This window comes from Microbacterium sp. GXS0129, assembly GCF_044769785.1.
Classification (GTDB): Bacteria; Actinomycetota; Actinomycetes; order Actinomycetales; family Microbacteriaceae; genus Microbacterium; species Microbacterium nymphoidis.
The window spans coordinates 234303-259377 of record NZ_JBIZVZ010000003.1; the positions used below are offsets into that span (position 1 = coordinate 234303).

The 25075-nt window shown below is 68.5% G+C and carries 21 protein-coding genes, 2 tRNA genes and 1 pseudogene; 4 read left to right on the forward strand and 20 right to left on the reverse strand.

Annotated features, from left to right (window positions below; genetic code table 11):
* Positions 1 to 65: 65 nt before the first annotated feature.
* A tRNA-Lys gene (locus tag ACIQJ5_RS11365) sits at positions 66 to 138 on the forward strand.
* A 137-nt stretch (positions 139 to 275) separates the two neighbouring features.
* A complete protein-coding gene (locus ACIQJ5_RS11370) occupies positions 276 to 671 on the forward strand; it encodes a YrdB family protein (protein WP_231091864.1) in 396 nt (131 codons plus the stop codon).
* A 3-nt stretch (positions 672 to 674) separates the two neighbouring features.
* On the opposite strand, the gene ACIQJ5_RS11375 is transcribed toward ACIQJ5_RS11370, so the two are convergent.
* The 12 genes and pseudogenes from ACIQJ5_RS11375 to ACIQJ5_RS11430 form a co-directional block, all read right to left on the reverse strand.
* A complete protein-coding gene (locus tag ACIQJ5_RS11375; protein WP_402844373.1) occupies positions 675 to 1166 on the reverse strand; it encodes a GNAT family N-acetyltransferase in 492 nt (163 codons plus the stop codon).
* A gap of 51 nt (positions 1167 to 1217) precedes the next feature.
* Positions 1218 to 1781: pseudogene (locus ACIQJ5_RS11380) on the reverse strand (isochorismatase family protein); the annotation flags it as partial.
* A 113-nt stretch (positions 1782 to 1894) separates the two neighbouring features.
* Positions 1895 to 1970: transfer RNA gene (locus ACIQJ5_RS11385), tRNA-Thr, on the reverse strand.
* A 68-nt stretch (positions 1971 to 2038) separates the two neighbouring features.
* Complete coding sequence (locus tag ACIQJ5_RS11390; RefSeq protein WP_402843946.1) at positions 2039 to 3583, reverse strand: alpha/beta hydrolase; 1545 nt, start codon at positions 3581 to 3583, stop codon at positions 2039 to 2041.
* Positions 3580 to 4743 (reverse strand): DNA polymerase III subunit delta', encoded by a 1164-nt coding sequence (locus tag ACIQJ5_RS11395; protein WP_402843949.1) that lies wholly within the window; start codon positions 4741 to 4743, stop codon positions 3580 to 3582. Before ACIQJ5_RS11395 ends, ACIQJ5_RS11390 begins: the two co-directional genes overlap by 4 nt.
* A gap of 40 nt (positions 4744 to 4783) precedes the next feature.
* Positions 4784 to 5413 (reverse strand): dTMP kinase, encoded by a 630-nt coding sequence (gene tmk, locus ACIQJ5_RS11400; RefSeq protein ID WP_231091861.1) that lies wholly within the window; start codon positions 5411 to 5413, stop codon positions 4784 to 4786.
* Complete coding sequence (topA, locus tag ACIQJ5_RS11405; protein ID WP_402843952.1) at positions 5410 to 8253, reverse strand: type I DNA topoisomerase; 2844 nt, start codon at positions 8251 to 8253, stop codon at positions 5410 to 5412. Before topA ends, tmk begins: the two co-directional genes overlap by 4 nt.
* A gap of 245 nt (positions 8254 to 8498) precedes the next feature.
* Positions 8499 to 8816, reverse strand: a complete 318-nt coding sequence (locus ACIQJ5_RS11410; protein ID WP_231091859.1) for a helicase — start codon at positions 8814 to 8816, stop codon at positions 8499 to 8501.
* 41 nt (positions 8817 to 8857) lie between these two features.
* On the reverse strand, positions 8858 to 9229 hold the full coding sequence (locus ACIQJ5_RS11415) for a TadE family type IV pilus minor pilin (protein ID WP_231091858.1): 372 nt from the start codon (positions 9227 to 9229) through the stop codon (positions 8858 to 8860).
* Positions 9226 to 9393, reverse strand: a complete 168-nt coding sequence (locus ACIQJ5_RS11420; protein WP_231091888.1) for a DUF4244 domain-containing protein — start codon at positions 9391 to 9393, stop codon at positions 9226 to 9228. Before ACIQJ5_RS11420 ends, ACIQJ5_RS11415 begins: the two co-directional genes overlap by 4 nt.
* A gap of 219 nt (positions 9394 to 9612) precedes the next feature.
* A complete protein-coding gene (locus ACIQJ5_RS11425; RefSeq protein WP_402843957.1) occupies positions 9613 to 10500 on the reverse strand; it encodes a type II secretion system F family protein in 888 nt (295 codons plus the stop codon).
* Positions 10487 to 12571 carry a TadA family conjugal transfer-associated ATPase gene (locus ACIQJ5_RS11430; protein WP_402843960.1) on the reverse strand — a complete coding sequence of 695 codons (2085 nt, stop codon included), beginning with the start codon at positions 12569 to 12571 and terminating at the stop codon, positions 10487 to 10489. The genes ACIQJ5_RS11425 and ACIQJ5_RS11430 overlap by 14 nt, the downstream gene beginning before the upstream one ends.
* A gap of 366 nt (positions 12572 to 12937) precedes the next feature.
* On the opposite strand from ACIQJ5_RS11430, the gene acs reads away from it, so the two are divergent.
* Complete coding sequence (gene acs, locus ACIQJ5_RS11435) at positions 12938 to 14905, forward strand: acetate--CoA ligase (RefSeq protein WP_231091856.1); 1968 nt, start codon at positions 12938 to 12940, stop codon at positions 14903 to 14905.
* 80 nt (positions 14906 to 14985) lie between these two features.
* On the opposite strand, the gene ACIQJ5_RS11440 is transcribed toward acs, so the two are convergent.
* Positions 14986 to 15555 (reverse strand): TetR/AcrR family transcriptional regulator, encoded by a 570-nt coding sequence (locus tag ACIQJ5_RS11440; protein ID WP_402843964.1) that lies wholly within the window; start codon positions 15553 to 15555, stop codon positions 14986 to 14988.
* A 178-nt stretch (positions 15556 to 15733) separates the two neighbouring features.
* Between ACIQJ5_RS11440 and ACIQJ5_RS11445 the strand changes: the two genes are divergently transcribed.
* On the forward strand, positions 15734 to 17695 hold the full coding sequence (locus tag ACIQJ5_RS11445) for a hypothetical protein (RefSeq protein WP_402843966.1): 1962 nt from the start codon (positions 15734 to 15736) through the stop codon (positions 17693 to 17695).
* 54 nt (positions 17696 to 17749) lie between these two features.
* Here the strand turns inward: ACIQJ5_RS11445 and ACIQJ5_RS11450 are convergent, their stop codons facing one another.
* The 7 genes from ACIQJ5_RS11450 to ACIQJ5_RS11480 form a co-directional block, all read right to left on the reverse strand.
* Entirely contained in the window at positions 17750 to 19378 is a 1629-nt protein-coding gene (locus tag ACIQJ5_RS11450) for an ABC transporter ATP-binding protein (protein WP_402843969.1), read from the reverse strand.
* Positions 19375 to 20427 carry a serine hydrolase domain-containing protein gene (locus ACIQJ5_RS11455; RefSeq protein ID WP_402843972.1) on the reverse strand — a complete coding sequence of 351 codons (1053 nt, stop codon included), beginning with the start codon at positions 20425 to 20427 and terminating at the stop codon, positions 19375 to 19377. The genes ACIQJ5_RS11450 and ACIQJ5_RS11455 overlap by 4 nt, the downstream gene beginning before the upstream one ends.
* Complete coding sequence (locus ACIQJ5_RS11460; RefSeq protein WP_402843975.1) at positions 20424 to 21500, reverse strand: mandelate racemase/muconate lactonizing enzyme family protein; 1077 nt, start codon at positions 21498 to 21500, stop codon at positions 20424 to 20426. Before ACIQJ5_RS11460 ends, ACIQJ5_RS11455 begins: the two co-directional genes overlap by 4 nt.
* Entirely contained in the window at positions 21497 to 21973 is a 477-nt protein-coding gene (locus tag ACIQJ5_RS11465) for a GNAT family N-acetyltransferase (RefSeq protein ID WP_231091851.1), read from the reverse strand. The genes ACIQJ5_RS11460 and ACIQJ5_RS11465 overlap by 4 nt, the downstream gene beginning before the upstream one ends.
* Entirely contained in the window at positions 21970 to 23130 is a 1161-nt protein-coding gene (locus tag ACIQJ5_RS11470) for an anhydro-N-acetylmuramic acid kinase (protein ID WP_402843978.1), read from the reverse strand. Before ACIQJ5_RS11470 ends, ACIQJ5_RS11465 begins: the two co-directional genes overlap by 4 nt.
* A 76-nt stretch (positions 23131 to 23206) precedes the next feature.
* A complete protein-coding gene (locus ACIQJ5_RS11475) occupies positions 23207 to 24091 on the reverse strand; it encodes an ABC transporter permease (RefSeq protein WP_402843981.1) in 885 nt (294 codons plus the stop codon).
* Positions 24088 to 25059: an ABC transporter permease gene (locus ACIQJ5_RS11480; RefSeq protein WP_402843984.1), complete on the reverse strand. Its 972-nt coding sequence runs from the start codon at positions 25057 to 25059 to the stop codon at positions 24088 to 24090. Before ACIQJ5_RS11480 ends, ACIQJ5_RS11475 begins: the two co-directional genes overlap by 4 nt.
* Positions 25060 to 25075: the final 16 nt, after the last annotated feature.

Sequence of the window (25075 nt, forward strand, 5' to 3'; positions counted from 1 at the left end):
TCCTGCACTCGCGCCCGGCCTGCTGCGGAGCGCGACGCCCCGACGAACCTCTAGAGTGGAAGGACGGGCCTCTAGCTCAGTTGGCAGAGCATCGGACTTTTAATCCGCGGGTCGTGGGTTCGAGCCCCACGGGGCCCACCGTGAGACATCGGCCGCCTCTGCGGCCACCGGCCTTCAGAGGATCAGTCCGCTGTTCCGGCTCCGTCACTCCACCGCTTCATCGCTTCGTCCCTCCGGATGTGCGGTGCGGCTCATGGCACCGCTACGGTGTGATCATGACCGATGACCCGGCCGATGGGGTCCGCAGCGGCACTGCCCGCCGCATCGCGCTCCTCGTGCGTTTCATCGTCGAGCTCGCCCTCCTGGCGGGGGCCTTCGCGGGCGCATGGCGACTCACCACCGGCGGCTGGCAGTGGCCCACCGCAATCGCCGCGGTCATCGTCGTCGCGGTGACGTGGGCGTTGTTCCTCTCACCGAAGGCCGAGTACCGGCTTCCCGAACCCGCGCGCCTCGCGATCGAGGCAGCGCTCGTCACAGCGGTGGCCGTTCTGCTGGCGGCCGGCGGACTGACGGGTCTGTCCGTGGCCGGATTTCTGGTGTGGCTCGCCGATCGGATCGCGGTGTCCGTTCTGGATCCGCGCCGAACGCGCCCTGACGCTCGTCGGCGCTGAGAGCTACAGCCGGCGCGACATCTCCATCTCGTCGCCGATCGACGCGGTGAAACGAACGCCCGTGGCAGTGAATCCGGCCCTGCGGTAGGCAGCCTGTGCGCGGTGGTTGTCGACGTGGACGTCCAGGAAGATCTCCGAGAGTCCTTCGGTGCGCGCCCACGCACCACAGATCGTCAGCAGATCGTCGATCACGCCCTCGCCACGAGCCACCGGGTCCACATAGACGCCGACGATGATCGCGCGGTCGGCCGGACGCAGCACACCGAACTCATTCACCGACCCGGCTTGCTGGATCAGGACGGTGGCCGTGCCGATCCACTCACCCGCGCGTTCCGCAATGAACTGAGCCGCCGTGGAACTGCCCTCGGCAGCGTTTTCGGTGCGATCCTGCCAGAAGGAATCCGGCTCGGCGCTGGATGCCTCCACCGTGCTGAGGAAGGCGACGGCGGCATCGGGGTCGGCAAGAGCGCGCAGTCTGAGCTCCTTCACACGCATCCATTCGTCGGCGCGCACCTGACGAACGGTGGTGATGGTCTCCGAGGGCTCCAGATCTGCGCCCGCGGCGGCCAGCTCGCTCAACGCCCGCGCGCTCGTCTCCGGTGAGACACCGGCGATCAAGTCGGTGAGCACCCGGACCTCGAATCCGGCGTGCACAGCATCGAGCGCGGAGGCACGCACGCAGTGGTCGGTGGCGATGCCGACCACATCGACCTCCGTCACGCCGTAAGAGGCGAGCAGTGCCGCGGTTCCGGTGCCATCCGCCGTCCTCCCCTGGAACATCGAATAGGCGGGAACTCCCTGACCTTTCAGGACGTGGTCCGTGATGGCGCTCGTGTCCAGCAACGGGTCGTAGTCAGCACCCGGAGTTCCCGCGACGCAGTGCACGGGCCAGGTGTCCACGAAGTCGGGCGTGCCGCTCGCGAAGTGTCCCCCATTGTCGCCGTCGGGGTCATGCCAGTCCCGCGAGGCCACGATGCGGTCATACTCGTCCGCATGCTCAGCGAGGAACGCCGTCACGCCTGCGGCCACGGCATCGCCTCCAGACACCGGCAGGGCGCCGCCCTCCGTGAAGTCGTTCTGGACGTCGACGATCAGAAGTGCTCGAGCCATAGAGTGAGCCTACGTGCTTCCAGCGGGCCGCATGTTCGCCGCAAGCACCAGTGGGATACCGCTCCACCCGGCTGTGGAAACTCGAAAACCCCCGGCAAACCGGGGGTTTTCTGTGGAGCCGCTTGTCGGAATCGAACCGACGACCTAGTCATTACGAGTGACTCGCTCTGCCGACTGAGCTAAAGCGGCGGGCCATGGATCAGCTTACAGCATGCGCGAGCGTGCTCTGAAACCGGCCAGACTCCGGGCGAGCCGGATCACTCGCAGCGCAGTCCGTCCTCCGGGGTGGTGCCGTCGATCAGGTAGGACTCGACGGCGTCATCCACGCAGTTGTTCCCCTTGCCGTAGCCGGTGTGTCCCTCACCCACACGAGTGATGAGCACGCCTTCAGCGAGCTGATCCGCCAGGTTCACGGACCACTGGTACGGCGTCGCGGGGTCGTTGGTGGTTCCGATGACGACGATGGGTCCCGTTCCCTCGGCCGCGATGGGGGCGCGCACGCCGGTCGGGGCCACGGGCCAGGAACCGCAGGTGTTCGGTCCGTCCCAGAAGTCGGCGATGGTCGGTGCTTCCGCACGCAGACGCTCCTCGGCCGCGGCGCTGTCCGCGTCGCCCTCATCCGGGTAGTCCATGCAGTTGTATGCGGTGAACGCCTCGGTGGAGTTGTCCTCGTACTCGCCCGGACCCACACGGCCGTTGTAGAAATCGGCCAGCGACATCGCGACGCTGCCGTCGCCCTCCAGCGCACCGGACAGTGCCTGCGTCAGATAGCTCCAGTTGTCCTGGTTGTACATGGCGGCCGAAATCGCGGTCATCAGCGAGCTGCCGTCGAGAGTGCGGGTGTCGCTGGTCGGCAGCGGGGACGCGTCGACCGTGTGCATCAGCGTCGACAGGTCCGTGAGCGCCTGGTCCACGTCGCCGGTGAACGGGCACTCGCGTGTGGTGATGCAGTCGGACATGTATGCCCGCAGCGCGGACTCGAATCCGGCGGCCTGGGTCAGGCCGACGTCCGTCCCCGAGACGCTCGGGTCGATGGCGCCGTCGAGCACGAGACGGCCGGCCCGCTGCGGGAACTGCTGCGCATAGCTGGCACCGAGGAATGTGCCGTACGAGTAGCCGAGGTAGTTCAGCTTCTCGTCGCCGAGCACGCCGCGGAGGATGTCGAGATCGTTCGCCGCGTTCACCGTGGTGATGTAGGGAAGAAGGCCGTCGGAGTTCTCGGCGCAGGCGTCGGCGAAGGCCTGACCGCGCGCGTCCATCTCCGTGCGTCGTTCGTCGCTGCCGAGGGCACCGGTGTACGGGTCATACAGGAAGGCGTCCTTCTCGGTGCCGCTGAGGCACGACACGGCGGTGGACTCCCCGACGCCTCGGGGATCGAAACCGATGATGTCGTAGTTCTCACGCAGCGGCTTGCCCACGGCGAAGCTCAGCGAGTCGCGGATGAGGGCGACACCGCTCGCGCCCGGTCCTCCGGGGTTGGTCAACAGGGAGCCCTGGCGCTTGCCCATGGCAACGCTGCGGATCACCGACAGCTCGATGGTGCGCTCCTCGGGGTGCGCGTAATCGAGCGGGACCTCCACGGTCGTGCACTGGAAGGTCGTGTTGCAGATCTTCCAGTCCAGTTCCTGCGTGTAGAACGGCACCAGGTTCTCGGGCACACCCTCCGTCGAAGCGGGAACGTTCTGATAGATCTCCCCCGCCCCCTTCGGGATCTGGGAGTACAGACAGGCGCTGAGGGTGAGTGAGGTCGTGACCAGCAGCGCGATCGCTGCCACTCCCCGTCGCAGCAGCGAGGTCTTCATGGTGTCCTTCCGGTTCCTACCGTGATGAGCAGGCTTTCGATGGCGAGTACGGGTGCCGCGTTCTGCTGCAGCGCCTCACGGGTGGCGGTGATGGCATCCAGCACGGCGAGCGTGCGCTGTGGCGTCCACTGTTCGGTTCGGGCGCGCGCGTCCGCGGCGAGTTCGACGTTGATCAGCCCGTCCGTGCGCCCGAACTGCATCATGGCCACGTCACGGAACAGGGACTGCATGTCGGTGAGCACGCGGTCCAGGCCGTCTCGCAGGCTACGAGTGGCCCGGCGTTTCTGCTCGTCTTCGAGTGCGTTCAGCTGTGATCGGACGGCCGGAGGAATCGCCGCGCCCTCGACGATGCCGACCGTGCGCAGCAGCGTGGCACGCTCCGCCTCATCGCGTGCCGCGGTGAGCGCCTTCGCGTCCTCGGTGGCGGCCTGGACGATCTGCGCCGCGACCTCGATCACATCGCCGATGGATCGCACCGCCAGCACCCCGCGCAGCGTGGATTCACGACGACGCCGTGACGCCTCATCCGTGGCGAGACGCTGGGCCATGCCGATGTGACGTTGGGCGTGCCGGGCCGACTGCTCGGCGATCTCGGCGGAAACTCCGGTGCGGGCCTGGATGAGGCGGGCCACGTCTTCGACCTCGGGCTCCCGCAGGCGCAGCGTCCGCACACGCGAGCGGATCGTGGGAAGCAGGTCCGCCTCCGAGGGGGCGCACAGCACCCACACCGTCTCGGCGGGCGGCTCTTCGAGGGCCTTGAGGAGCACATTCGAGGTGCGCTCGGTCATGCGGTCGGCGTCCTCCACCACGATCACGCGATGACGGCCGGCCGACGGCGCGAGATAACTGCGCTCCACCAGGGCGCGCGCGTCCTTGATGGAGATGATCACACCCTCGGTGCGCAGCGCCGACAGGTCCGGGTGGGTGCGCGCCATGACCTGACGCATCGCATGGTGATCCCCCGGGGCGGCGATCAGCGACGCCGCGAAGGCGTACGCGAGCGTCGAACGACCAGAGCCCGGAGGGCCCGTGATGAGCCAGGCATGCGTCATGCTGGCCGGATCGGCCGCAGCGGCACGAAGCGTCTCGACGGCATCGTCCTGCCCCCAGACGTCGCCCCAGGGAACTTCCCGGGTGTCGGGGGTGTTCACCGTCTGCATGGTTTCAGCCTAGCGGGGGCCTCCCCCACTGCCTGAGTGGTCAGTGCAGGCGCGCTTCGACGGCGAGGCGGATCCGCTCGGCGATCTCCGCCACCGAACCCGCGGCGTCCACGACGAGGAATCGATCGGGCTCCGCGTCAGCAAGTGCCAGATAGGCGTCGCGCACGCGCGCGTGGAAGGAGTCCCCCTCCGCTTCCAGACGGTCGAACGGCTTGTCCGCGGCATCCAGACGAGCACGGGCGGTGGCCTCATCGATATCGAGCAGGATCGTGAGATCGGGCAGCGCGCCGTCGGTGGCCCACAGCGAGAGATTGCGCACCTCGTCCGCGTCGAGCACCCGTCCCGCCCCCTGATAGGCGACGGACGAGTCCAGGTAGCGATCCTGCAGCACGACGTCACCGCGTTCCCGGGCAGGACGCACGACCGTGGCGACATGGTGGGCACGATCGGCCGCATACAGCAGCGCCTCGGCACGAGGGACGATATCGCCGCGATGGTGCAGCACGATGTCGCGGATCAGCTGCCCGACCTCCGTGCCCCCCGGTTCGCGGGTGCGCACGACGGTACGCCCCCGCTCCTCGAGCCAGGTGGTCAACAGCTCGGACTGCGTGGTCTTTCCGGACCCGTCTCCGCCCTCGACCGTGATCCAGAGGCCGTGAGGAGTGCTCACTCCGCCGCGTCCGTCGTCTTCTTCGCGGCCGGCTTGCGCATCGTCGCCGGCTTCTTCGCGGCCGCCGACTTCGTGGCCGTCGCCGTGGTTGCGGCCGTCTTCTTCGCCGTGGCGGACTTCGTCGCCGTCGACTTCGTCGCGGTCGACTTCGTCGCGGCCGTCTTCTTCGCTGCGGTGGTGGTCTTCTTCGCCGCCGTCTTGCGCTTGGGGGCCGGGCCCTTCGCGCGTTTGTCGGCAAGCATCTGCACCGCGATCTCGAAGGTGATGTCGTCCGGCGTCTGGCCGCGCGGGATCGTCACGTTGGTCTCGCCGTCGGTGACATACGCTCCGAAGCGACCGTCGCGAATGCGGATCGGCTTCCCGCTGACGGGGTCGGCTTCAAACTCCTTCAACGCGCTGCTCGCGCGTCGGGCGCCGTACTTCGGCTGGGCGTAAAGCTCCAGCGCCTCCGGCAGCGTGATCTCGAAGATCTGCGACTCGGTCTGCAGGGATCGGGAGTCTGCGCCCTTCTTCAGGTACGGCCCGAACCGGCCGTTCTGAGCGGTGATCTCCTCTTCCGTCGCCGGGTCGACGCCCACAACGCGCGGAAGATCGAGAAGCTGCAGCGCCGTGGCGAGGTCGATCGTGTCGACCGACATCGACTTGAACAGCGACGCCGTGCGCGGCTTCGGCTCCTCCGCCTTCTTGGCGCGGCGCTTGGGCTTTTCCTCCACCTCGCCCGTCGCCTCGTTCACGTCCTCATCCGACGGCGGGTCGATCTCTTGCACGTAGGGCCCGAACCGGCCATCCTTGACGACGATCAGCTTGCCGTTGGCGCGGTTCTCACCGAGAACGCGGTCGCCCGCGACCGGTGCCTCAATGAGCTCCTGCGCCTTGGCGGCTGTCAGCTCATCCGGGGCGAGGTCCTCGGGGATGTTGACGATCCGCGGCTTCGCGTCAGGCGCTGCAGGGTCCGTGACCTCCAGGTACGGTCCGTAGCGCCCGAAGCGCAGGGTGGCGTTGTCGGTGATCCGCGTGGCGTTCAGGGCGCGCGCATCGATCTCACCGACATTGTCGACGATGTTGCGAAGACCGGTGTGCTCGTCCGAGCCGAAGTAGAACTCCTTCAGCCAATCGGCACGGTGCTGCTCCCCGCGAGCGATCGCGTCGAGGTCGTCCTCGAGGGCTGCCGTGAAGTCGTAGTCCACCAGCTCCGAGAAGTTCTCCTCCAGGAGGCGCACGACGCTGAAGGCCATCCAGCTCGGAACCAGGGCCTGGCCGCGCTTGCTGACGTAGCCACGGTCGATGATCGTGTCGATGATGCTGGCGAACGTGGAGGGCCGGCCGATGCCTCGTTCTTCGAGCGCCTTGACCAGCGATGCCTCGGTGTAACGCGGCTTCGGGTTGGTGCGGTGGTCCTTGGCCTCGACCTCGGAGACGTCGACGGACGACCCCACCGCGAGCGCGGGAAGGGACTGGTCGGCAGCGGCGTCGGAGTCGCGGCGACGCTCGTCCTTACCCTCTTCATACGCCTCGAGGAATCCCTTGAAGGTGTACACGGTGCCCGACGCGGTGAACTCTGCCGTCTGGCCGGACGCCGCGACGGCGATCGTGACCGTGGTGGTCTCGAACTTCGCGTCGGACATCTGGCTGGCGACCGTGCGCTTCCAGATGAGGTCGTACAGTCGCAGCTCGTCGCGGTCGAGAGCAGATGAGACGGACGCCGGCGTGCGGAAGTGCTCGCCCGAGGGACGGATGGCCTCGTGCGCCTCCTGCGCGTTCTTCGACTTCGACTTGTAGAGGCGCGGCTTGAGCGGCACGGCCTTCTCACCGTAGAGCGACACGGCCTGCTCGCGCGCGGCGGTGATCGCCTGCGAGCTCAGCGCGACCGAGTCGGTACGCATATAGGTGATGTATCCCTTCTCGTAGAGGCGCTGCGCGGTGGACATCGCGATCTTCGCCGTCATCGAGAGTTTGCGTCCCGCCTCCTGCTGGAGCGTGGACGTCGTGAAGGGCGCGTAGGGGCTCCGGGTGCCGGGCTTCGCCTCGACCTTGGTGACCTCGCCGGTGCCTGCGGCCGTGATCGCGGCTGCGAGAGTGGTGGCAGCTGCCTCGTCGAGAACGACGACCGCCTTCTTCAGCTCACCCTTGTCGTCGAAGTCGGCACCTCGCGCGAGGGGGGCGCCGTCGAGGCGGACGAGGCGGATGCCGAATGCGGCACCAGCTGCCGAGGCTTCCGCCTCCACGTCCCAGTACGCCGCGGAGACGAACGCCATGCGCTCGCGCTCGCGGTCGACCACCATACGTGTGGCCGCTGACTGGACACGACCGGCCGACAGACCCGGCTGAACCTTGTACCAGAGGACGGGGCTGACGTCCCACCCATAGAGGCGGTCAAGAATCCTGCGGGTCTCCTGGGCGTCGACCAGCGCGGTGTCCAGCTCGCGGGTGTTGCCCACCGCTGCCTGGATCGCGTCCTTCGTGATCTCGTGGAAGACCATCCGCTTGACGGGGACCTTGGGCTTCAGGGTCTCCAGCAGATGCCACGCGATGGCCTCGCCTTCGCGGTCTTCATCGGTGGCGAGCAGGAGCTCGTCGGCATTCTTCAGCGCTCGCTTGAGCTCACTGACGGTCTTGGTCTTGCGCTCCGAGACGACGTACAGCGGGTCGAAGTCGTTGTCGACGTCGATGGAGTACTTTCCGTACGCCGCCTTCTTGTCGGCGGGAATGCTCTTCTTGTCGGCGAGGTCGCGGATGTGCCCCACCGAGGACAGCACCTCGTAGTCGTCGCCCAGGTACCCCTGGATCGACTTCATCTTCGTCGGGGACTCGACGATGACGAGCTTCTTGCCGTTTGCCACGGAGCGTCCTTTCTTCGACAGCACACCATACACGCCGTTTTCGCGGCGGTGGCTGTGACGCACATGATCGGGTCCCGCGGCGGAGGGAGCTCCGTGTGCGGGTCGGGAGCCGGATCGGGGCGCTGTCCGCGCGATGATCGGGGCTGATCCACCAGCCTACGGCCTGTTCATGAGGGTTCGGTGCACGCACCGGCCCTGGTGCGTGTCAGGGCGGGGGTTCGGTGCACGCACCGGCCGGGCGCGTGTCAGGGTGGGGGTCCCGCTCGCGCGACAGCGCGCGCCGCAAACGCTCCGCTGCGCGCACTGACTGCGACCGTCGCGGTGGTGCCGGCGATGACACAGCTCTCCAGCGCCGCACCGTTGGACGCCGCCGCCTCACCGGCCCGCACGCAGGCGTCTCCCGAGAGAACGCCCGTCAGCGTGTCGGCGGCCGCGAGCGCCGCAGCGTCGGCGGCGCTCGCGGTGCGCTGGGACAGCACCGCTCCTTCGCCGAGCACCACGGCCCCCGTCACCAGGGTTGCCGCAACGACGAGCACGCCGACCGCGGTGGCAACGCCGGACATGGGCATCTCCTCTCCGGGCGGTGAAACGCCCCGTTCGTTCCTCAGAGCCCGCCGGACAGCGCACAGGCGCGAGCGGCGATCGTGATCGTGGTCGCACCGAACAGCCGCACGGGCGCGGAGGCGCTCATGCACACCCGTTCCCCCTCCGACGCCGACTCGGTGTGCGCCTGCGGCACCGCGTCCGTGACGGCGCGCGCCACCCGCCCGGCGTCTTCGCCCCTGGCCAGCAGACGTGCCGCGTCGGCGACGGCATCCTGAAGGAGGACGCGCTGGGCTTGTGCCGCTACCGCGCCGATCGCGAGGGCGAGCACAAGCAGGACGGCGGGCAGCGTCACGGCGAACTCCGCCGCGACGCCGCCGCGTTCGTCACACCGCAGACCGCCGCGCGGCGAGGCCACGGTGCGCCGGATCACGGTACGGAGAGCGCGCGATGCACGAGATCGGTGAGGATGCCGCGCACCTCGTCGGACCTCATGATCGCCACCAGCATTCCGGCGAAGGCCACGGCCGCCATCGTCGCGATCGCATACTCCGCTGTCGCTGCTCCCTCCTCGTCGTTCAGAAAGGTGCGCAGCAGCCCGGGTCTGCTCCCCCCTCCTGCCTCCGGGAGGGCGCCGCGTTGCACCGCCGCAGCGAGCTGGCGGCCGGAGCGCCGCATGGCCGCCACTCTCATCAAGGTGTTCATCTCTTCTCCTGTTTCTGGGCACGAAATTTGGTCGGGGCACGTCGTAGGCAAACCGGTGGCACGGTTCGACGTCGAGTGAGGAGCGGTGGTTGCGGAGCGAGAGGCCGGTCATCACCACACCACCGGCGTCGTGGCGAGCACGCTGAGGATCATGGGGGCGACCCCCAGAAGGAAGAAGGCAGGAAGGGTGCACACCCCGAGGGGCAACAGAAGCCTGCTGCCCAGCTGGGCGGCCGCGATTCGCCCGTGGGTGCGAGCACCCTGGCGCTCATCCGCAGCCGCAGCGCGGAGGAGCTCGGCGGCCGGCACCCCGGCGACGCGCGACAGTTCCAGCACCCGTGCGGTGGCGCTCGGATCTCCCCCCGGATCGGCGTCTTCGACCAGCGCGGAGGCGCGCGATGCGGATGCTCCGCCGGACAGCGCGATCGCTGTGAACTCGGCCCGCAGCCCGGGCGTCTCGGAGCGACGTGACGCGGACCGGATCAGACGAGCGGACCACCAGCGCCCGAGAAGCATCATCCCAGCACCCGCGATGACGCTGGCGGCTCCGACGGGTGTTCCGAGGACCACCCCGACCACGTCGAATCCGAGCGCTGCCCCCAGCAGCAGGCCGGCGGCGGGAAGCCACGTCATGATGCGCGCCGTCATCGCCGGTTCCGCGAGCGCGATGGCAACATCATCGGCGGCCTCAGCGGCATCACGGGCGGCGCCCGCGATCGATCGCAGACTGTCGGCAAGCGGCGCACCCACCTCCGCGGCGATCCGCCACGCACCCGCGATGGACCGCCACGGCCCACCCTCCTGTTCGACAGCGTCGGCGATACGCTGCCCGCTCCCCATGCGGGCGACGATGGACGCGGCGGGGCCGCCGTCGACCTCTGCGATGAAGTGCCAGGCGCGTTCGGGTGCTATCCCGGCGCGGAGCAACACCGCCAGTCGCTGCGCCGTCTCCGCGACCGCCCGACGCTCCTCGGCCCGATACCGCTCAGCTCGACGCATCGGTGGCGCTCCTCGTACCGGCAGGTACCGCGGGCTCGGGGACGAAGCTCCATGCGCCGCCGCCTCGACGATCAGGCTGCGATGCGCGAAGTGCCGGCGCAGGCCCGCTGGGGCTCACTCCCTCGGCGGCATCTGCCGGAGCCGGACTCGCCTCCCACCCCTCGACGAGCCGTGTCCACTGCGCGTCCAGCTCGGCGGGAGTGAGCGCGGTCACTGTGCGCGATGCGCGTTGGGCCCGCATGCTCTGCTCGCTCCACGTTCGGCCATCGTCCCGGGGGCCGTCCTCACCCTGGGCGCCGAGAGCGTCCGGCGCCCGGTCACCACCGCGCCGATGGCGCTCGTCTCGCAAACGGCGATCGTCCCGCCAGCCGGGATCGCGTCGCGGGTTGTGACCGTCACGCCGGAGCGCTTCCCCTCGCGCCCGGCCGTCATCCTGTGGACGGTGACCGGTCTGCGCACTGTGATCGCCCGGCCGAGCGTGATCCTCAGACGCGACCGCTCCCGAGGGGCTGCCCGCTGACGAATTCGCCTGCCGCGGCACGCCGAGGCGTTCTCGCCACTGGTCGAACGTCGGCAGAACCGTGGGAAGCCCACCGCGGACGGGCCTCTCCGCGGTGGGTGGCGGAGAGCTCGGACGTACGGGGGCATCGGCGGACCCGCGCTGCGTTCGCCGACGAAGCGTCGCCGGGAACGCCTCGTTCACCTCGGCGATCGGGCGGGGAGCACCAGGCGGATTCTCTGCCGCCGTGTGTTCCGGCAGCAGACCTGCATCGACGACCGCGATCGGCTGCTCCTCGCCGTCCGGGGTGAAGGGCGATCGGGCGACGGCCGCGAGCGCGTGTCCGCCATCGGAGAGTGCGCGAGGAATCCACAACGGACGGCCGCGCTGCGTGTCCGGACTGTCGACTGCCGCGGACTCCCGGTGCGGCACAAATCCGCTCGTCATGACACCTTCCCCGTCTCCGGGGGCCGCAGAGTCGGAGACGAGGCCATCGTCCGGCACCGCGACCGGCGCCGCCGCCGATGCGGCTCCTGCCGAGCCGCCGCGTGCCTGCCGCCGTGACCGGCGCGTCGGCGGCACCTCCGCGGTCTGAGGGACATCCTTCGGCACCACGAACAGGCGACCGTCGACGATACGGAACTCCCCCACCGCGGCAACGTGGCGCCGGCCGGCATCGTCCCGCTCCAGATGGATGACGAACTCAATGGCGCTCGTCACCTGCCGGGCGAGCGCGGTCTCATCGAGCCCGGCCAGCGCGCCCAGCGCCTCCAATCGCGTGGCCACGTCGGCCAGGCTGTTGGCGTGCACCGTGCCGGCGCCCCCGTCGTGGCCGGTGTTGAGTGCACTGAGCAGTTCGCGTACCTCGGCGCCGCGGCATTCGCCGATGACCAGACGATCGGGCTTCATCCGTAGCGCCTCACGCACCAGGCGGGCGAGGCCGACCTCCCCGGCGCCCTCCAGGTTCGCCTGGCGCGACTCGAGTGCGACGTGATGCGGATGATCCAGCGCGATCTCCGCGACGTCTTCGATCGTCACGATGCGCTCGGTGGGCGCAGCCTCTCCGAGGAGCGCGGACAGCAAGGTGGTCTTGCCTGCGCCGGCCGCCCCGCTGACGAGCAGGTTCGCGCGCCGCGACACGGCTTCGCGCAACATGGCCTCCAGAGGGCGATCGATCATGCCCTGCGCGACGAGCGTGGCGAGGGTCGTGGCGGCGAAGCGGGGAATGCGTATGGAGAGCGTCGTACCCGCGGTGGCGATCGGCGCCAGCACGGCGTGAACACGAATGCCGCCACGCAGCCGGACGTCGACGCACGGGTGCGCGTCATCCACGTGGCGACCGCCTTGCGCGATCAGTTCGCATGCCAGCTCGCGCACCTCGCGCTCGGAAGCCGTCCACCCCGCAACAGGTTCCGTACCGGACCCGCGGTCGATGAACATCCCCCGTGATCCGTTCACGAACACGTCGGTGACGAGCGGGTCTTCCAGCTGGGCGCGAAACGGCGCGAGCGCATCTTCGATGGCGGGCGCGTGCGTTCTCGACGCCGGTGCGATGACGAATCCAGATCCCATGCCGAGAGCGTAGGCAGGGCGTTCCGAGGGCGACGGGAATAGTCCCTCGACCGGGAGAACTCCCGCGCGGGACACTCCTGGGGAGAGACAGAAGAAAGGTGGCATCCCGTGGGGGGGGAACAGGATGCCACCTGATGCGATGACCGCCCTTGGGGGGTGCGGCGGTCTCGCCGATGCCAGAATCGATTGATCGGCCAGCACCGATCTTACGCATCGGGCGGCGTAGAGCACAAGCCATGTTCGGACCCCTCACAAACCCCCGTGCACTACCCCTTTCCGGCAGTAGTCTGGGCTCTCGGGGCGAAGTAGATTCGCCACAGCCGCGATGGAGCGGCCTTCGTCATTTCATCGCAAAGGAGCATGCGCATGAGCAGTCAGATCGATCACCTGCTGAACGAGTCACGACGATTCCCGCCGACACCCGAGTTCACCGCACAGGCCAACGCCACGGCGGACCTCTATGACGAGGCTGCCGACCGCGAGGCCTTCTGGGCGCAGCAGGCACGCGATCTGATCACCTGGCACACTCCTTTCACCGAGGTGCTGGACTGGTCCAACCCGCCGTTCGCGAAATGGTTCGGCGATGGAAAGCTGAACGTGGCGTACAACTGCCTCGACCGCCACATCGAAGCCGGCAACGGCGACCGTGTCGCGCTGCTCTGGGAGGGCGAGCCGGGCGACTCCCGGGCCGTCACGTACGCGGAGCTCACCGACACGGTCAAGCGCATGGCCAATGTTCTCGAGGGCCTGGGCGTCACCCAGGGTGACCGTGTGGCCATCTACATGCCGATGATCCCCGAAGCGACCGCGGCGATGCTCGCGTGTGCTCGCATCGGCGCGATCCACTCGGTCGTGTTCGGCGGCTTCTCGGTGGACAGCCTGCGTTCTCGCATCGATGACGCCGGCGCGAAGGTGGTCATCACCGCAGACGGCGGCTACCGCAAGGGTCGGGTGTCGTCTCTGAAGCCAGCCGTGGACCAGGCCCTCGCCGACCGCAACGGCGAAGGCGCACAGGCCACCGTGGAGCACGTGATCGTCGTTCGCCGTGGTGAGAACGAGATCGATTGGGACGCCGAGCGCGACATCTGGTGGCACGAGGCGGTCGAAGCAGCCAGCCCGGAGCACGAGGCCCAGGGCTTCGACGCCGAATCGCCGCTGTTCATCCTCTACACCTCGGGTACCACCGGCAAGCCCAAGGGCATCGTCCACACCTCCGGCGGCTACATCACCCAGGCCGCCTACACCAACCGCATCGTCCACGATCTTCACCCGGAGACGGATGTCTACTGGTGCACCGCAGACATCGGGTGGGTCACCGGCCACACCTATGTCACGTACGGACCACTTGCGAACGGCGCGACCCAGGTGATGTACGAAGGCACCCCCGACGCACCCCACCCCGGACGCTGGTGGGAGATTATCCAGAAGTACGGCGTGACGATCCTGTACGCGGCACCGACCGCCGTGCGCTCGTTCATGAAGACCGGCCGCCAGATCCCGGAACAGTACGATCTCTCCTCCATCCGCCTGCTGGGGTCGGTGGGTGAGCCCATCAACCCTGAGGCGTGGATGTGGTACCGCGACGTCATCGGCGGCGGGTCCGCGCCGATCGTCGACACGTGGTGGCAGACCGAGACCGGCGCCATCATGATCAGCCCGCTTCCCGGCGTGACCGAGCTCACCCCCGGTTCGGCGCAGATCCCGGTCCCCGGTATCGACGTGGCGATCGTCGACGAGAGCGGCAACCCGGTGGAGGACGGCAACGGCGGCCTGCTTGTGATCACGCGCCCCTGGCCGAGCATGCTCCGCGGCATCTGGGGCGACCCGGATCGCTACGTGGAGACCTACTGGCGGATGTTCGCCGACAAGGGCTACTACTTCGCCGGTGACGGCGCGCGCAAGGACGAGGACGGTGACATCTGGCTGCTGGGGCGCGTGGACGACGTGATGAACGTGTCCGGCCACCGCCTGTCCACCGCCGAGATCGAGTCCGCTCTGGTCGCTCACGAGGCGACGGCGGAAGCCGCGGTGGTGGGGGCGAACGACGAGACCACCGGCCAGGCCGTCGTCGCGTTCGTGATCATCAAGGAGAACTACCTCAAGACGCACCAGGTCGACGGGCTCGCCGACACCCTGCGGCTGTGGGTGGGACAGCAGATCGGCCCGATCGCGCGGCCCCGCGACGTCTACATCGTGGGTGAGCTGCCCAAGACGCGTTCCGGCAAGATCATGCGTCGTCTGCTGCGTGATGTGGCCGAAGGGCGCGAGGTCGGCGACACCACGACGCTCGCGGACACCGCCGTGATGAGCGTGATCTCCAAGCAGGTCAAGTAGTCGCGATACAGACCCGAGGGCCCGATCGTTCCTGCTCCGGAACGGTCTGGCCCTCGTTGATCCGAACGGGGCGGGAGCGGTCAGAGAGCGGGCCGGACGATGGCGGCCATCCGCTCGCGGATTCGCCGGAAAATGGCCGGCTCGATCACATATTCGCCATCCGTCTCGCGCGCATAGCGTTGCACCTCGTCGCCGAGCGCGATCGACAGCTCCACGGTGAGACGTGCTTCTTCTGCCGCATCGACAGAGGGCACGCGCGCGTGCTCGGGGTTTGCGTGAAGCCAGGATTCGAGCACGCCCACGAGTCGCTCCCGGCTCGTGTGGCTAGCCCAGGACACCGAGCTCGCTGTTCCGGCCTCCCGGACAAACAACGCGAATCGACGGCGGGTCATCTCATCATCGGCGGGGCCACGCACCGACGTCATCACGATCAGGCAGGCCGCCACAACGAGGTCGTCGGCGTGAGCGCGCAGAATCGGCTCGGTAACCGCCGCCTCATACTCGAGGGCTGACCCGAAGATGGCTTGATCCAGCGAGGCGAAGTAGTTGAAGAAGGTGCTGCGCGACACCATTGCCAACGCACAGATCCGGTCCACCGTCACGGCGCCGACCCCCTCCTCATAGGCGATCTCTACCGCTGCCTCTTCCATCGCGCGACGCGCAGCGCGCATCTTCTTCGCGCGTAGTCCCTCAGCCATCCCGCTCCCCACATGCCGACATGCAGTCTACCTGAAGTCTAAGTATGACTTGTGACCAAGAGTGGACCTAGTCCATACTTGGATTCAATCCGACTTGTCTCACCTCGTCTCGCTTGAAGGGCGCATCGTGATGTTTTTTCGTTCCCGCGGACTAGCCCAGCTCCGCCCCGTTTCCCCGTACCGCTCGCGCACCGGCACCCGTGCCGCGCGCATCAGCGGAGCCGTGTTGGCAACGGCGGGACTGCTTCTCGCCGGCCTGCCCGCTGCCGCGATGCCCACCATGAGCTCTGTGACTGTTCAGGTCTCCATCTCCGATGGCTCAGCGGACGCGCCGCTGGCAGGCGTCCAGGTCAACGTGCGGCGCGCCGAAGGAGATGGCACGATCCTTGCCACGGGCACCACTGGCCTCACCGGCGCGGTAGATCTCGACGTTGCCAGCGAACCCACGAGCTACATCGCTGAGGCGGTCTGGCCCGGTGCCCGCGGCGACCTCGAGCAGACCTCCTCCCGCGCGGAGTTCTTCTTGAGCGATGACGCGTCGGCGGCCATTACGCTGTGGAGCCCCTTCTCGTATGCGGTCGGATCACTCACCGCCTCCGTGGACGATGGCCACCTCAGCGACTTCACGGGGGCGGTGATCGTGGTCCGTAGCGGTGAAGCGGTCATACAGACAATCTCCGTGCAGCCAGATGGCTCCTTCCGCACTGGGGCGCTGCCCACCACCAGCGAAGACGACTACCGGCTCGCGTTCGAACCTCCTGCTGGGTACCGGTTGGCGGACGATCAGCCGTCCGCCAACGCCGCTTTCTCGCTTCCACGCGATCTGACCGACGGCCTTCGCCTGGAGCGCTCCTTCGCCCTCGTACCGACGGCAACACCCACACCGACGGCAACACTCACACCCACACCCACACCCACGGCAACACCCACACCCACGGCAACACTCACACCCACACCCACACCCACACCCACACCCACACCCACACCCACACCCACGGCAACACCCACACCCACACCCACACCCACACCCACACCCACACCCACGGCAACACCCACACCCACGGCCACACCCACACCCACGGCCACACCCTCCCCAGAACCCACAGGCTCGCCGATTCCCCCCGGCCCGTATCCGTCCATCGCCGCCCCCGGGGCCGACAACGTTGCCGGGGTCTTCTTGACCCCGAGCACCGAGCTGTTCCAGGACGCCTTCCGCGGGATCCAGACGACGCCGCAACCCACCGTCCTGTTCGGCGACCCAGGCGACGTCCTCGGCGTGGCGTGGCAGCCGGATGTGTCGCCCGCTGTCCTCGGGCCGATCGTTGACCCGATCACCGCCGCGCTACCGGGTGTGGTCCTCGGCGACCAGCCCATCGTGGCGATGGACCTGGCGGCAATGTTGCAGGCTGCGCAAAGCGCCCGCGGTTCGGCGTTGGATCAACAACTCGCCGCGCAGATCCCCGCCATCCAGGCACGGAACGCGCAGCTGAAGGCGTACCATGCTCTGCTGTTCGCCGCCAACCGCTACGGCGCGTCTGCCACGGACGTGGCCTTCGCCGCGGTTGTGGAGGCTGCCCGTGCTGCGGCCGTCGACGATCGTTTTCTCCATGTACCCGCCGCAGAGCGTGCGGCAGCGCTCGGCGACCTGATCAACCAAGTGAAGGCGAAGATTGACAGCACGACCAACACACAGCAGATGGATGCACTCCGGCTGCAGTCCCTCACCGACAAGCGCAACGAAGCCTCCGACCTCATGACGGACATGTTGAAGAGGATGCAGGAAAGCCGATCGAGCATCATCGGCAACATGCGATCCGAACCGGTGAACATCGGAACGCTGGAGTGGGATCGTGGCGCGGTGAGCGGGTCGTTCGATGCCCGTGACATTCCGGCCGGTGAGCACCACCTCATCCTCGACTTCGCCGATCTCGGCGTCACGATGATCAGTGATGCCACGGTGGGACGCACCGCGCTGCCGGCCACCGGCATCGAGCAGACCCCAGCCCCCGCGGTCGGTTCGGTTCTGCTCCTCCTGGGGCTGCTCACGATGGCGGCACCAGCACTGGGCCGCGTACGCCGCAACGCACGCTGACGCCCACCACGACGAAGCCCGCCGCACCTCTTCGGTGCGACGGGCTTCGACGTCTCACACGAGCCCGAGCTCCGCGCCTGGAATCGCCGCCAGTAGCTCGCGGGTGTACTCGTGCTGGGGTGCGTCGAAGATCTGCTCTGGTGTACCGCTCTCCACGATCCGCCCCCGCTGCATCACGTGTACCTCGTCGGAGATCATGCGCACCACCGCGAGGTCGTGACTGATGAAGAGATAGCTCAGGCCCAGCCGCTGCTGGAGGTCGGCGAGCAGGTCGAGGATCTGCGCCTGCACCAGCACGTCCAGCGCCGACACGGCCTCATCGAGCACCACGAGCTCCGGTTCGAGTGCGAGGGCGCGTGCGATCGCCACGCGCTGGCGCTGACCGCCGGACAGCTCGTGCGGCAGCCGCGACGCCATCGCGGCGGGAAGCGCCACGCTGTCCAGCAGCTCGGCGACCCGCGCGCGCCGGGACGCGCTCGTTCCCACCCGGTGCACGGCCATCGGCTCCTCGATGCTCTGCTGCACGGTGTAGCGCGGATCGAGGGAGGCGAAAGGATTCTGGAACACCGGCTGGATCCGCCGCCGCAACGCGAACATCTGGCGGCGTCGCGCGCTGGCGATATCGACACCATCGATCGTGATCGTGCCGCTGGTGACGTCTTCGAGACCCAGCACCATGTTGGCCGTCGTGGACTTGCCCGAACCGGACTCCCCCACGATCGACACCGTGCGACCGCGCGGGATCTCGAAGCTCACCCCATCCACAGCGGTGAAGGTGGTGGGGCCGCCCGCCACCGGGTTGCGCAGCGAGAACACCTTCGTGAGATCCGAGACCACCACGAGCGGCTCGGCGGAGGTCGCTGTCCGTGCCGGCAGTGGTTCGCGGCGGCTGGAGAGGCTCGGAGCCGCCGCGATCAGCTGCTTCGTGTACTCGTGCTGGGGGTTTCGCAGCACCTCCTCGCTCGTGCCAGTCTCCACCACGTCCCCGCGGAACATCACCACGATGCGATCCGCGCGCTCGGCTGCGAGCGCGAGATCGTGAGTAATGAGGAAAACGGCGGTTCCGAGCTCGTCCGTGAGCGTGTCCAGCTGGTCGAGGATGCGCCGCTGCACGGTGACATCGAGCGCGGATGTCGGTTCGTCGGCGATGAGCAGTCGCGGGCGGCAGGCCAGACCCATGGCGATGAGGACGCGCTGGCGCATGCCGCCGGAGAACTCGTGCGGGTACTGGCGCGCACGGTTAGGGGCATCGGGGATGCCGACCATGTCGAGCAGCTCGATGACGCGCTCCGTGGTCTTGTCCCCCTTCGTGAGGCCGTGCACCTCGAGCGCTTCGCCGATCTGATCGCCCACGCGCATCAGCGGGTTGAGGTTGGACATCGGGTCCTGGGGAACGAGGCCGATGCCCGCACCGCGCAGGCTCACCATCTGATGCTCGCTGAGCTCGGTGATCTCCTTCCCGTCGAAGCGGACACTGCCCCCGGTGATCCGGCCGTTCTCCGGCAGCAGACGGTTGATGGCGGCTGCGGTGGTGGACTTTCCCGACCCCGACTCGCCCACGACCGCGACCGTCTCTCCGGCTGCGACGTCGATCGACACGCCCTTCACCGCGGTGACGGTCTCCGACCCGGAGCGGAAGGCGATCGAGAGGTTCTCGATGCGCAGAACGGGTTCTGTGCTCATGATGTGATCTCCCAGGTGAGGTTCGGGACCGCGCGAAGCGCGTCGGCCCAGATGGAGTCGGTGGTACGCGGCTCGGGTGCGAGCAGGCGATTGCTCAGCACCGCCACCGCGGTGTCTGCCCCGGGCAGCATGCCGAACGCGCATCCGGTGAAGCCGGGGTGCCAGATGAGGCGACGGCGCTCACCGCCCAGGCGCACGTCGGCTGCACGCCATCCGAGCGCCTGCCCGTCATCGGGTCCCGCCGTGAAGAACTCGCGGACGACGGGCTCAGCGATGAATTCCCCGCCCATCACGGCGCGCCCGAGTGTGAGCAGATCTTCCACGGTGGTGAAGAGTCCCGCATGCCCGGAGACCCCGCCGAAGGCGTGAGCGGCGTTCCCGTCGTTCACCACACCGCGGATGTCTTCCTCGCGCCAGGTGAATCCGGGGTCGGTGAGCAGCACGGGATAGGGTTCGCCGGTGCGCACCATGCGCTGCTCGGTGGCATCGCCGTGACCGCTCACGACCGCGCCCGTCACGGGCCCGTATCCGGTGGAGGACAGCCCCAGCGGCTCGGTGACGAGCGTTCGCACGGCTTCGTCCAGAGGCGCAGCGGCGATCGCCGACACGATACGGCCAAGAATCATGAAACCGAGATCCGAGTAGTGACGACCAGTGCCGGGCTCATAGCGCAGGGGCAGGTCGCACACGCTGGCCCACGGATCGGGGGTGAAGTAGAGGGGCTGCCACTCCCACAGCCCGGCGCGGTGGGTGAGCAGGTCGCGGATGCTCGCCCCGGCTGCGCTGCGGAGTTCGGGAAGGATGTGTCCCGCCGCGACGTCCAGATCGAGCGCACCCTGAGAGACCAGGCGCATGAGCGCGGCCGTGGTGGCCGCGACCTTCGTCACCGACGCTACGTCGAACATCGACGCCGGCGTGACAGTGCCGCCCGTTCCGTCCGTACCGCCCGCGGCGATGTCGACGGCACCGGATATGGAGGTGCCCACGACCACACCGGTGGGCGGGTTCGTCCCGCCGAGGATCTGCTCGACGGCTGCCATGGCGCTCATTCCGCTCCCTCCGCGATGGCTGCAATGCCCAGACCCGGGCGCGGGCTGAGGATGATGCGGTCTTCGTCGTAGTGCGCGCCGCCCACCACCGGCGATCCGATCAGCCACAGCCCACCGTCCAGGTCGTGGACGCCCTCGGGTGCGCAGGCGGCCGCGACGGCCGCAGACGCGGCGACGCCCACCGCACTCTCCAGCATGCAGCCGACAAGCACCCCCAGACCGGCGTCCCGCGCACGGGATGCGAGACGCAGCGCCGCGGTGGGGCCGCCGCTCTTGGCGAGCTTGAGGTTGACCGCGTCAGCGGCGCCGAGCGTGAGGACGCGGTCCAGATCGTCCTCGGTGCGCACCGCCTCGTCGGCGAGGACGGGGATGCCCACCCCCGCCCGCACCGCGGCCAGGCCCGCGAGGTCCGCGGCCGGCACCGGTTGTTCCACGAGCTCGATCGGCATGCCCGCCGACTCGGCGGCGCGGAGGCGATCGATCGCGTCGTCGACGCTCCAGGCCTGGTTCGCGTCGATGCGGATGCGGACGTCGTCGCCGACGGCGGAACGGACCGCCCGCAGCAGCGGCACCAGATCCGTGGACCGGTCCGCCTTCAGCTTGATCGTGCCGAATCCCCGCTCCACGGCGGTGACGGCGGCCGATTCGGTCTCCTCGATGGAGGCGGCGGACAAGGTCATGTCGGTGTAGACCGCGAGGGTCCCGGCTCCGAGAGCCGCGGACAACGAGCGGTCGGCGCGCTGCGCGGCGAGGTCGAGCGCGGCGCACTCGACGGCGCTGCGCGCCGCGGCGTTTCCCCACACGGCGCCGGTGATGATCCCCGGCAGGTCCGGGTCTGCGGGATCCCGCATCAGCACCGCTTCGGCGAGCGCCCCGTCGACGACAGCGGTCACCGACTCGGGGCTCTCCCCCGTCACCCGCCAGCTGACGGCCGCCTCACCCCAGCCCGACCGCCCGGTGTCGTCGCGTGCTTCGACGAGGGTCACATCGAGGTGTTCGGCGCGGCGGATGGCCGTGACGAACGGGCGGGCCAGCCGAAGACGGCGTCGGTGGACGAGGAGTCGGGTGATCATCGGATCACCTTCTCCATCTGCTGTTCCTGGCTGGCGAACTCGGCCTCCACGCGCGTGCGACCGGTGGGGACCCATCCGCGCGAGCGGTAGAAGGCGACCGACGGGGCATTGTCGGCGAACACCCACAGACGCGCACGGTCGAAGCCCTCACCGATGCGCGCCACTGCCGCATCCAGCAGCATCGAGCCGATGCCCGCACCGTGCGCGTCGGGATCGACGTACAGCGAGTGGACGTCAGCGGCCGACCAGCGCGTCACACCGACCACCGATCCATCGCGCACCGCCACCAGGGACGCACCCTCCGCCGCGTCGAGCACACGCCGCCACAGGGCGTCAGCTCGTTCGTCGGTCATCGCCGCGATCGTCTCGTCGGCGATGATCCCGCGATAGCTCTCGCGGAAGCACCGGAGAAACAGCGCGGTGATCTCCGCGTGATCGTCGGCGTCCGCGAGGCGGAGGGAAATGGCGGTCATGCCGATTCCAGGCGCAGGTCGCGCAGCGCGGCGACGGGTGCGGGCAGCTGCAGCGGCCCCGCACCCGGTGTGATCGTTCCCAGCACGCGCGGTTCCCGCGCGCCGGTGCCCCCGGGAACGATCGCGGGGACGGCGTGCATCGTGCACCAGCCGATGAGGGCGAGGAGGATCGCCTCCTTCGCGTCTGCAGGGGCGCCCAGCTCATCCGCCAGCACCACCTCCGTGTCCGGGAGTCCGGCGCGCAGCCCATCGAGGATCACCGGGTTGCGCACTCCCCCGCCGGAGGCGGCGAGATAGCCGACGTTCGCGCGGCGCACGTCATCCACGATCGTGCGTACCGTGAGCTCGGTCAGCGTGGCGATGAGATCGGCGGGGGCCACCTCGCGTCCGAGTGCCGCGACGTGCTGGTGGACGTACGGCAGGTGGAACAGCTCCTTGCCCGTGCTCTTCGGGGCGGGCTGCGCGTAGTACGGCTCGGCGAGGAATGATGCCAGAAGTTCCTCGTCCACGGTGCCCGAGCGCGCGATCGCGCCGTCGGCGTCGAACCCGAGCGGATTCAGGCCGAGATCGGTGACCACGGCGTCGATCAGAGCACCTGCCGGACCGATGTCGTACGCCACGACCGACCCGTCGCGGATGACGGTGACGTTGGAGATGCCGCCCATGTTGAGGGCGGCGGCCGTGCCCCGGCCACGCAGCAGCAGCTCGTCCAGGAAGGAGACGAGCGGAGCGCCATGACCGCCGGCAGTGATGTCGCGAATCCGCACATCCGAGATCACGGCAGCGCCGGTCCGCTCCGCGATCCACGCGGGCTGGCCGATCTGCAGGGTTCCGCGGGCGTGCCCGTCCTCCACCCAGTGGAACACCGTCTGCCCGTGGGAGCAGATCGCGTCGACCTCGCCCGCTGCGGCGATCGAGGCAACAGCGGCGTCCGCGAACGCCTGCCCCACCAGAGTGTCCAGCTCGCACATCTCGGCGAAGGTGGTGGGTCGCGGCGGCAGGGCGTCAATGATGCACTGGCGCAGCGCCGGCTCGTAGGGGGTCTCGGCGGTGTGCACGACGCGGCCGACGAGATGACCGTCGCTCTCATGGAAATCGACGATCGCGGCGTCGATCCCATCGTGGGAGGTGCCCGAGATCAGTCCGAGAATGCGCATGGTTGCTCCTGTTCCGACGCGGTGCGCCGGGTCTGCGAGAGGGAAGCCGCGGGACGCGCGGCGTGAGGGGATCGATTCATCGCTTGCCGCGGTTGCGCGGATCGAGGCTGTCACGGAGTCCGTCGCCGAGCAGGTTCAACCCCACAACGAGCAGGACAACTACCACGCCCGGGGCGATCATCGTCCACGGTGCCACCATGATCAGCGTGCGCGCCTCGAAGATCATCGATCCGAGCGAGGGGGCGGGCGGCGGCGCGCCGAGTCCGAGGAAGCTCAGCGCCGCTTCGGTGAGCACCGCCCAGGACAGCGACAGCGTCACCTGCACGATGATGATCGACGTGAGGTTGGGGATCACGTGGCGAAACACCGTGGCGATGCTGGACTGACCGGTGCTCTTGGCCGCCTTGACGTATTCCACCTCGCGCAGCGTGAGCACGGGTCCACGCGTCACGCGGATGAAAATCGGCACGTACACGATGGCAATCGCCACCGCGATGGTGAACCAGTTGCGCTCGAACACCGACGCGAGGGCGAGGGCGAGCAGCAGCGGCGGGAAGGCGAAGAGGATGTTGGTGATGGCCGTCACGACACCGTCGGAGATGCCGCGATAGAAGCCGGCGAACACCCCGGCGAGCGTGCCGACCACGGTGGCGAACGCCACAGCCACCACGGCGATGAGACCGGAGTTTGCGACACCGGCGGCGACGCGCACGAAGACGTCGCGCCCGAACTGGTCGGTACCGAACCAGTGCGCGCCGCTGGGCGGCTGCAGGCGCGAGGGCGGATCCTGCGCAAGCGGGTCGTACGGCAGCCAGCCGAACGCGGAGGCGAGGCTGAGCAGGGTGAGAAGGATGACGAGGATCAGGCCGATGAGACCCGAGCGGCTGCGCAGCAGGAGCCGGACGCGTTCGCCGAGCTGGCCGCCTCCGGGGGCGATCGCGGTGGTGGAGATGTCGCTCATGATGCACGCACCCGGGGGTCGATGATCCGGTAGAGGAGGTCGGTCAGCAGATTCACGATGACGAAGGACAGCGCGATGATCAGCACCGTCGACTGCACCAGCGCATACTCCTTCTGCTGGATGCCCAGCAGCACCTGGCGGCCGATGCCGGGAAGCGAGAAGATCTGCTCCACGACGACCGCACCGCCGAGCAGGTAGCCGAACTGGAGGCCGGTCATCGTCACGATCGGCACCAGCGCGTTGCCGAGGACGTGGGTGAACTGGAGGCGGCGCGCGGGAACGCCCTTGGCACGCGCTGTGCGGATGAAGTCGTTGGAGCGGACTTCGAGCACCGCCGTGCGTGTGGTGCGCATGATCGGTGCGGCGATACCGAAGGCCAGCACGAACGCGGGCATCAGCATCTGCTGCAGGTTCAGCCCCGGGTTCACCCACAGCGGGGCGTATCCCTGGCCGTTCGGGTTGTAGCCGAACGAGGCCGCGAAGACCGCGAGCAGTGCGGTGCCGAGGAGGAAGGCGGGAATGGAGAGGCCGGCCAGACCCACGACCTGTCCCACCGCATCGCGCGGGGAATCGGGCTTGGAGGCCGACAGCATGCCGAGCGGGATGCCGATCACCAGCGCGAGCACGATCGACAGGATCGCCAGCTCGATCGTGACGGGGAGCGAAGCCGCGGTGAGTTCGGCCACGCTCGTCTGTGCCCGCGAAGAGAAGCCGAGGTTTCCGACGAAGATGTTCCCGATCCAGGAGAAGAACTGCACGATCAGCGGCTTGTCGATGCCGTAGTAGGCCTCCAGCGCCTGCCTTTGCTCCGGCGTCAGCGAGGCTCCCTCTGTGCCCAGGCTCGCGGTGATCTGGTCACCGGGAATGGCGCGCAGCATCACGAACACGAAGACGGCCACGCCGAACAGCGTGCCGATCGCGGCGAGGATTTTCCGCAGCCAGACGTTGCGGAGGATCGATCTCAGCATGGATCAGCTCCCGTGG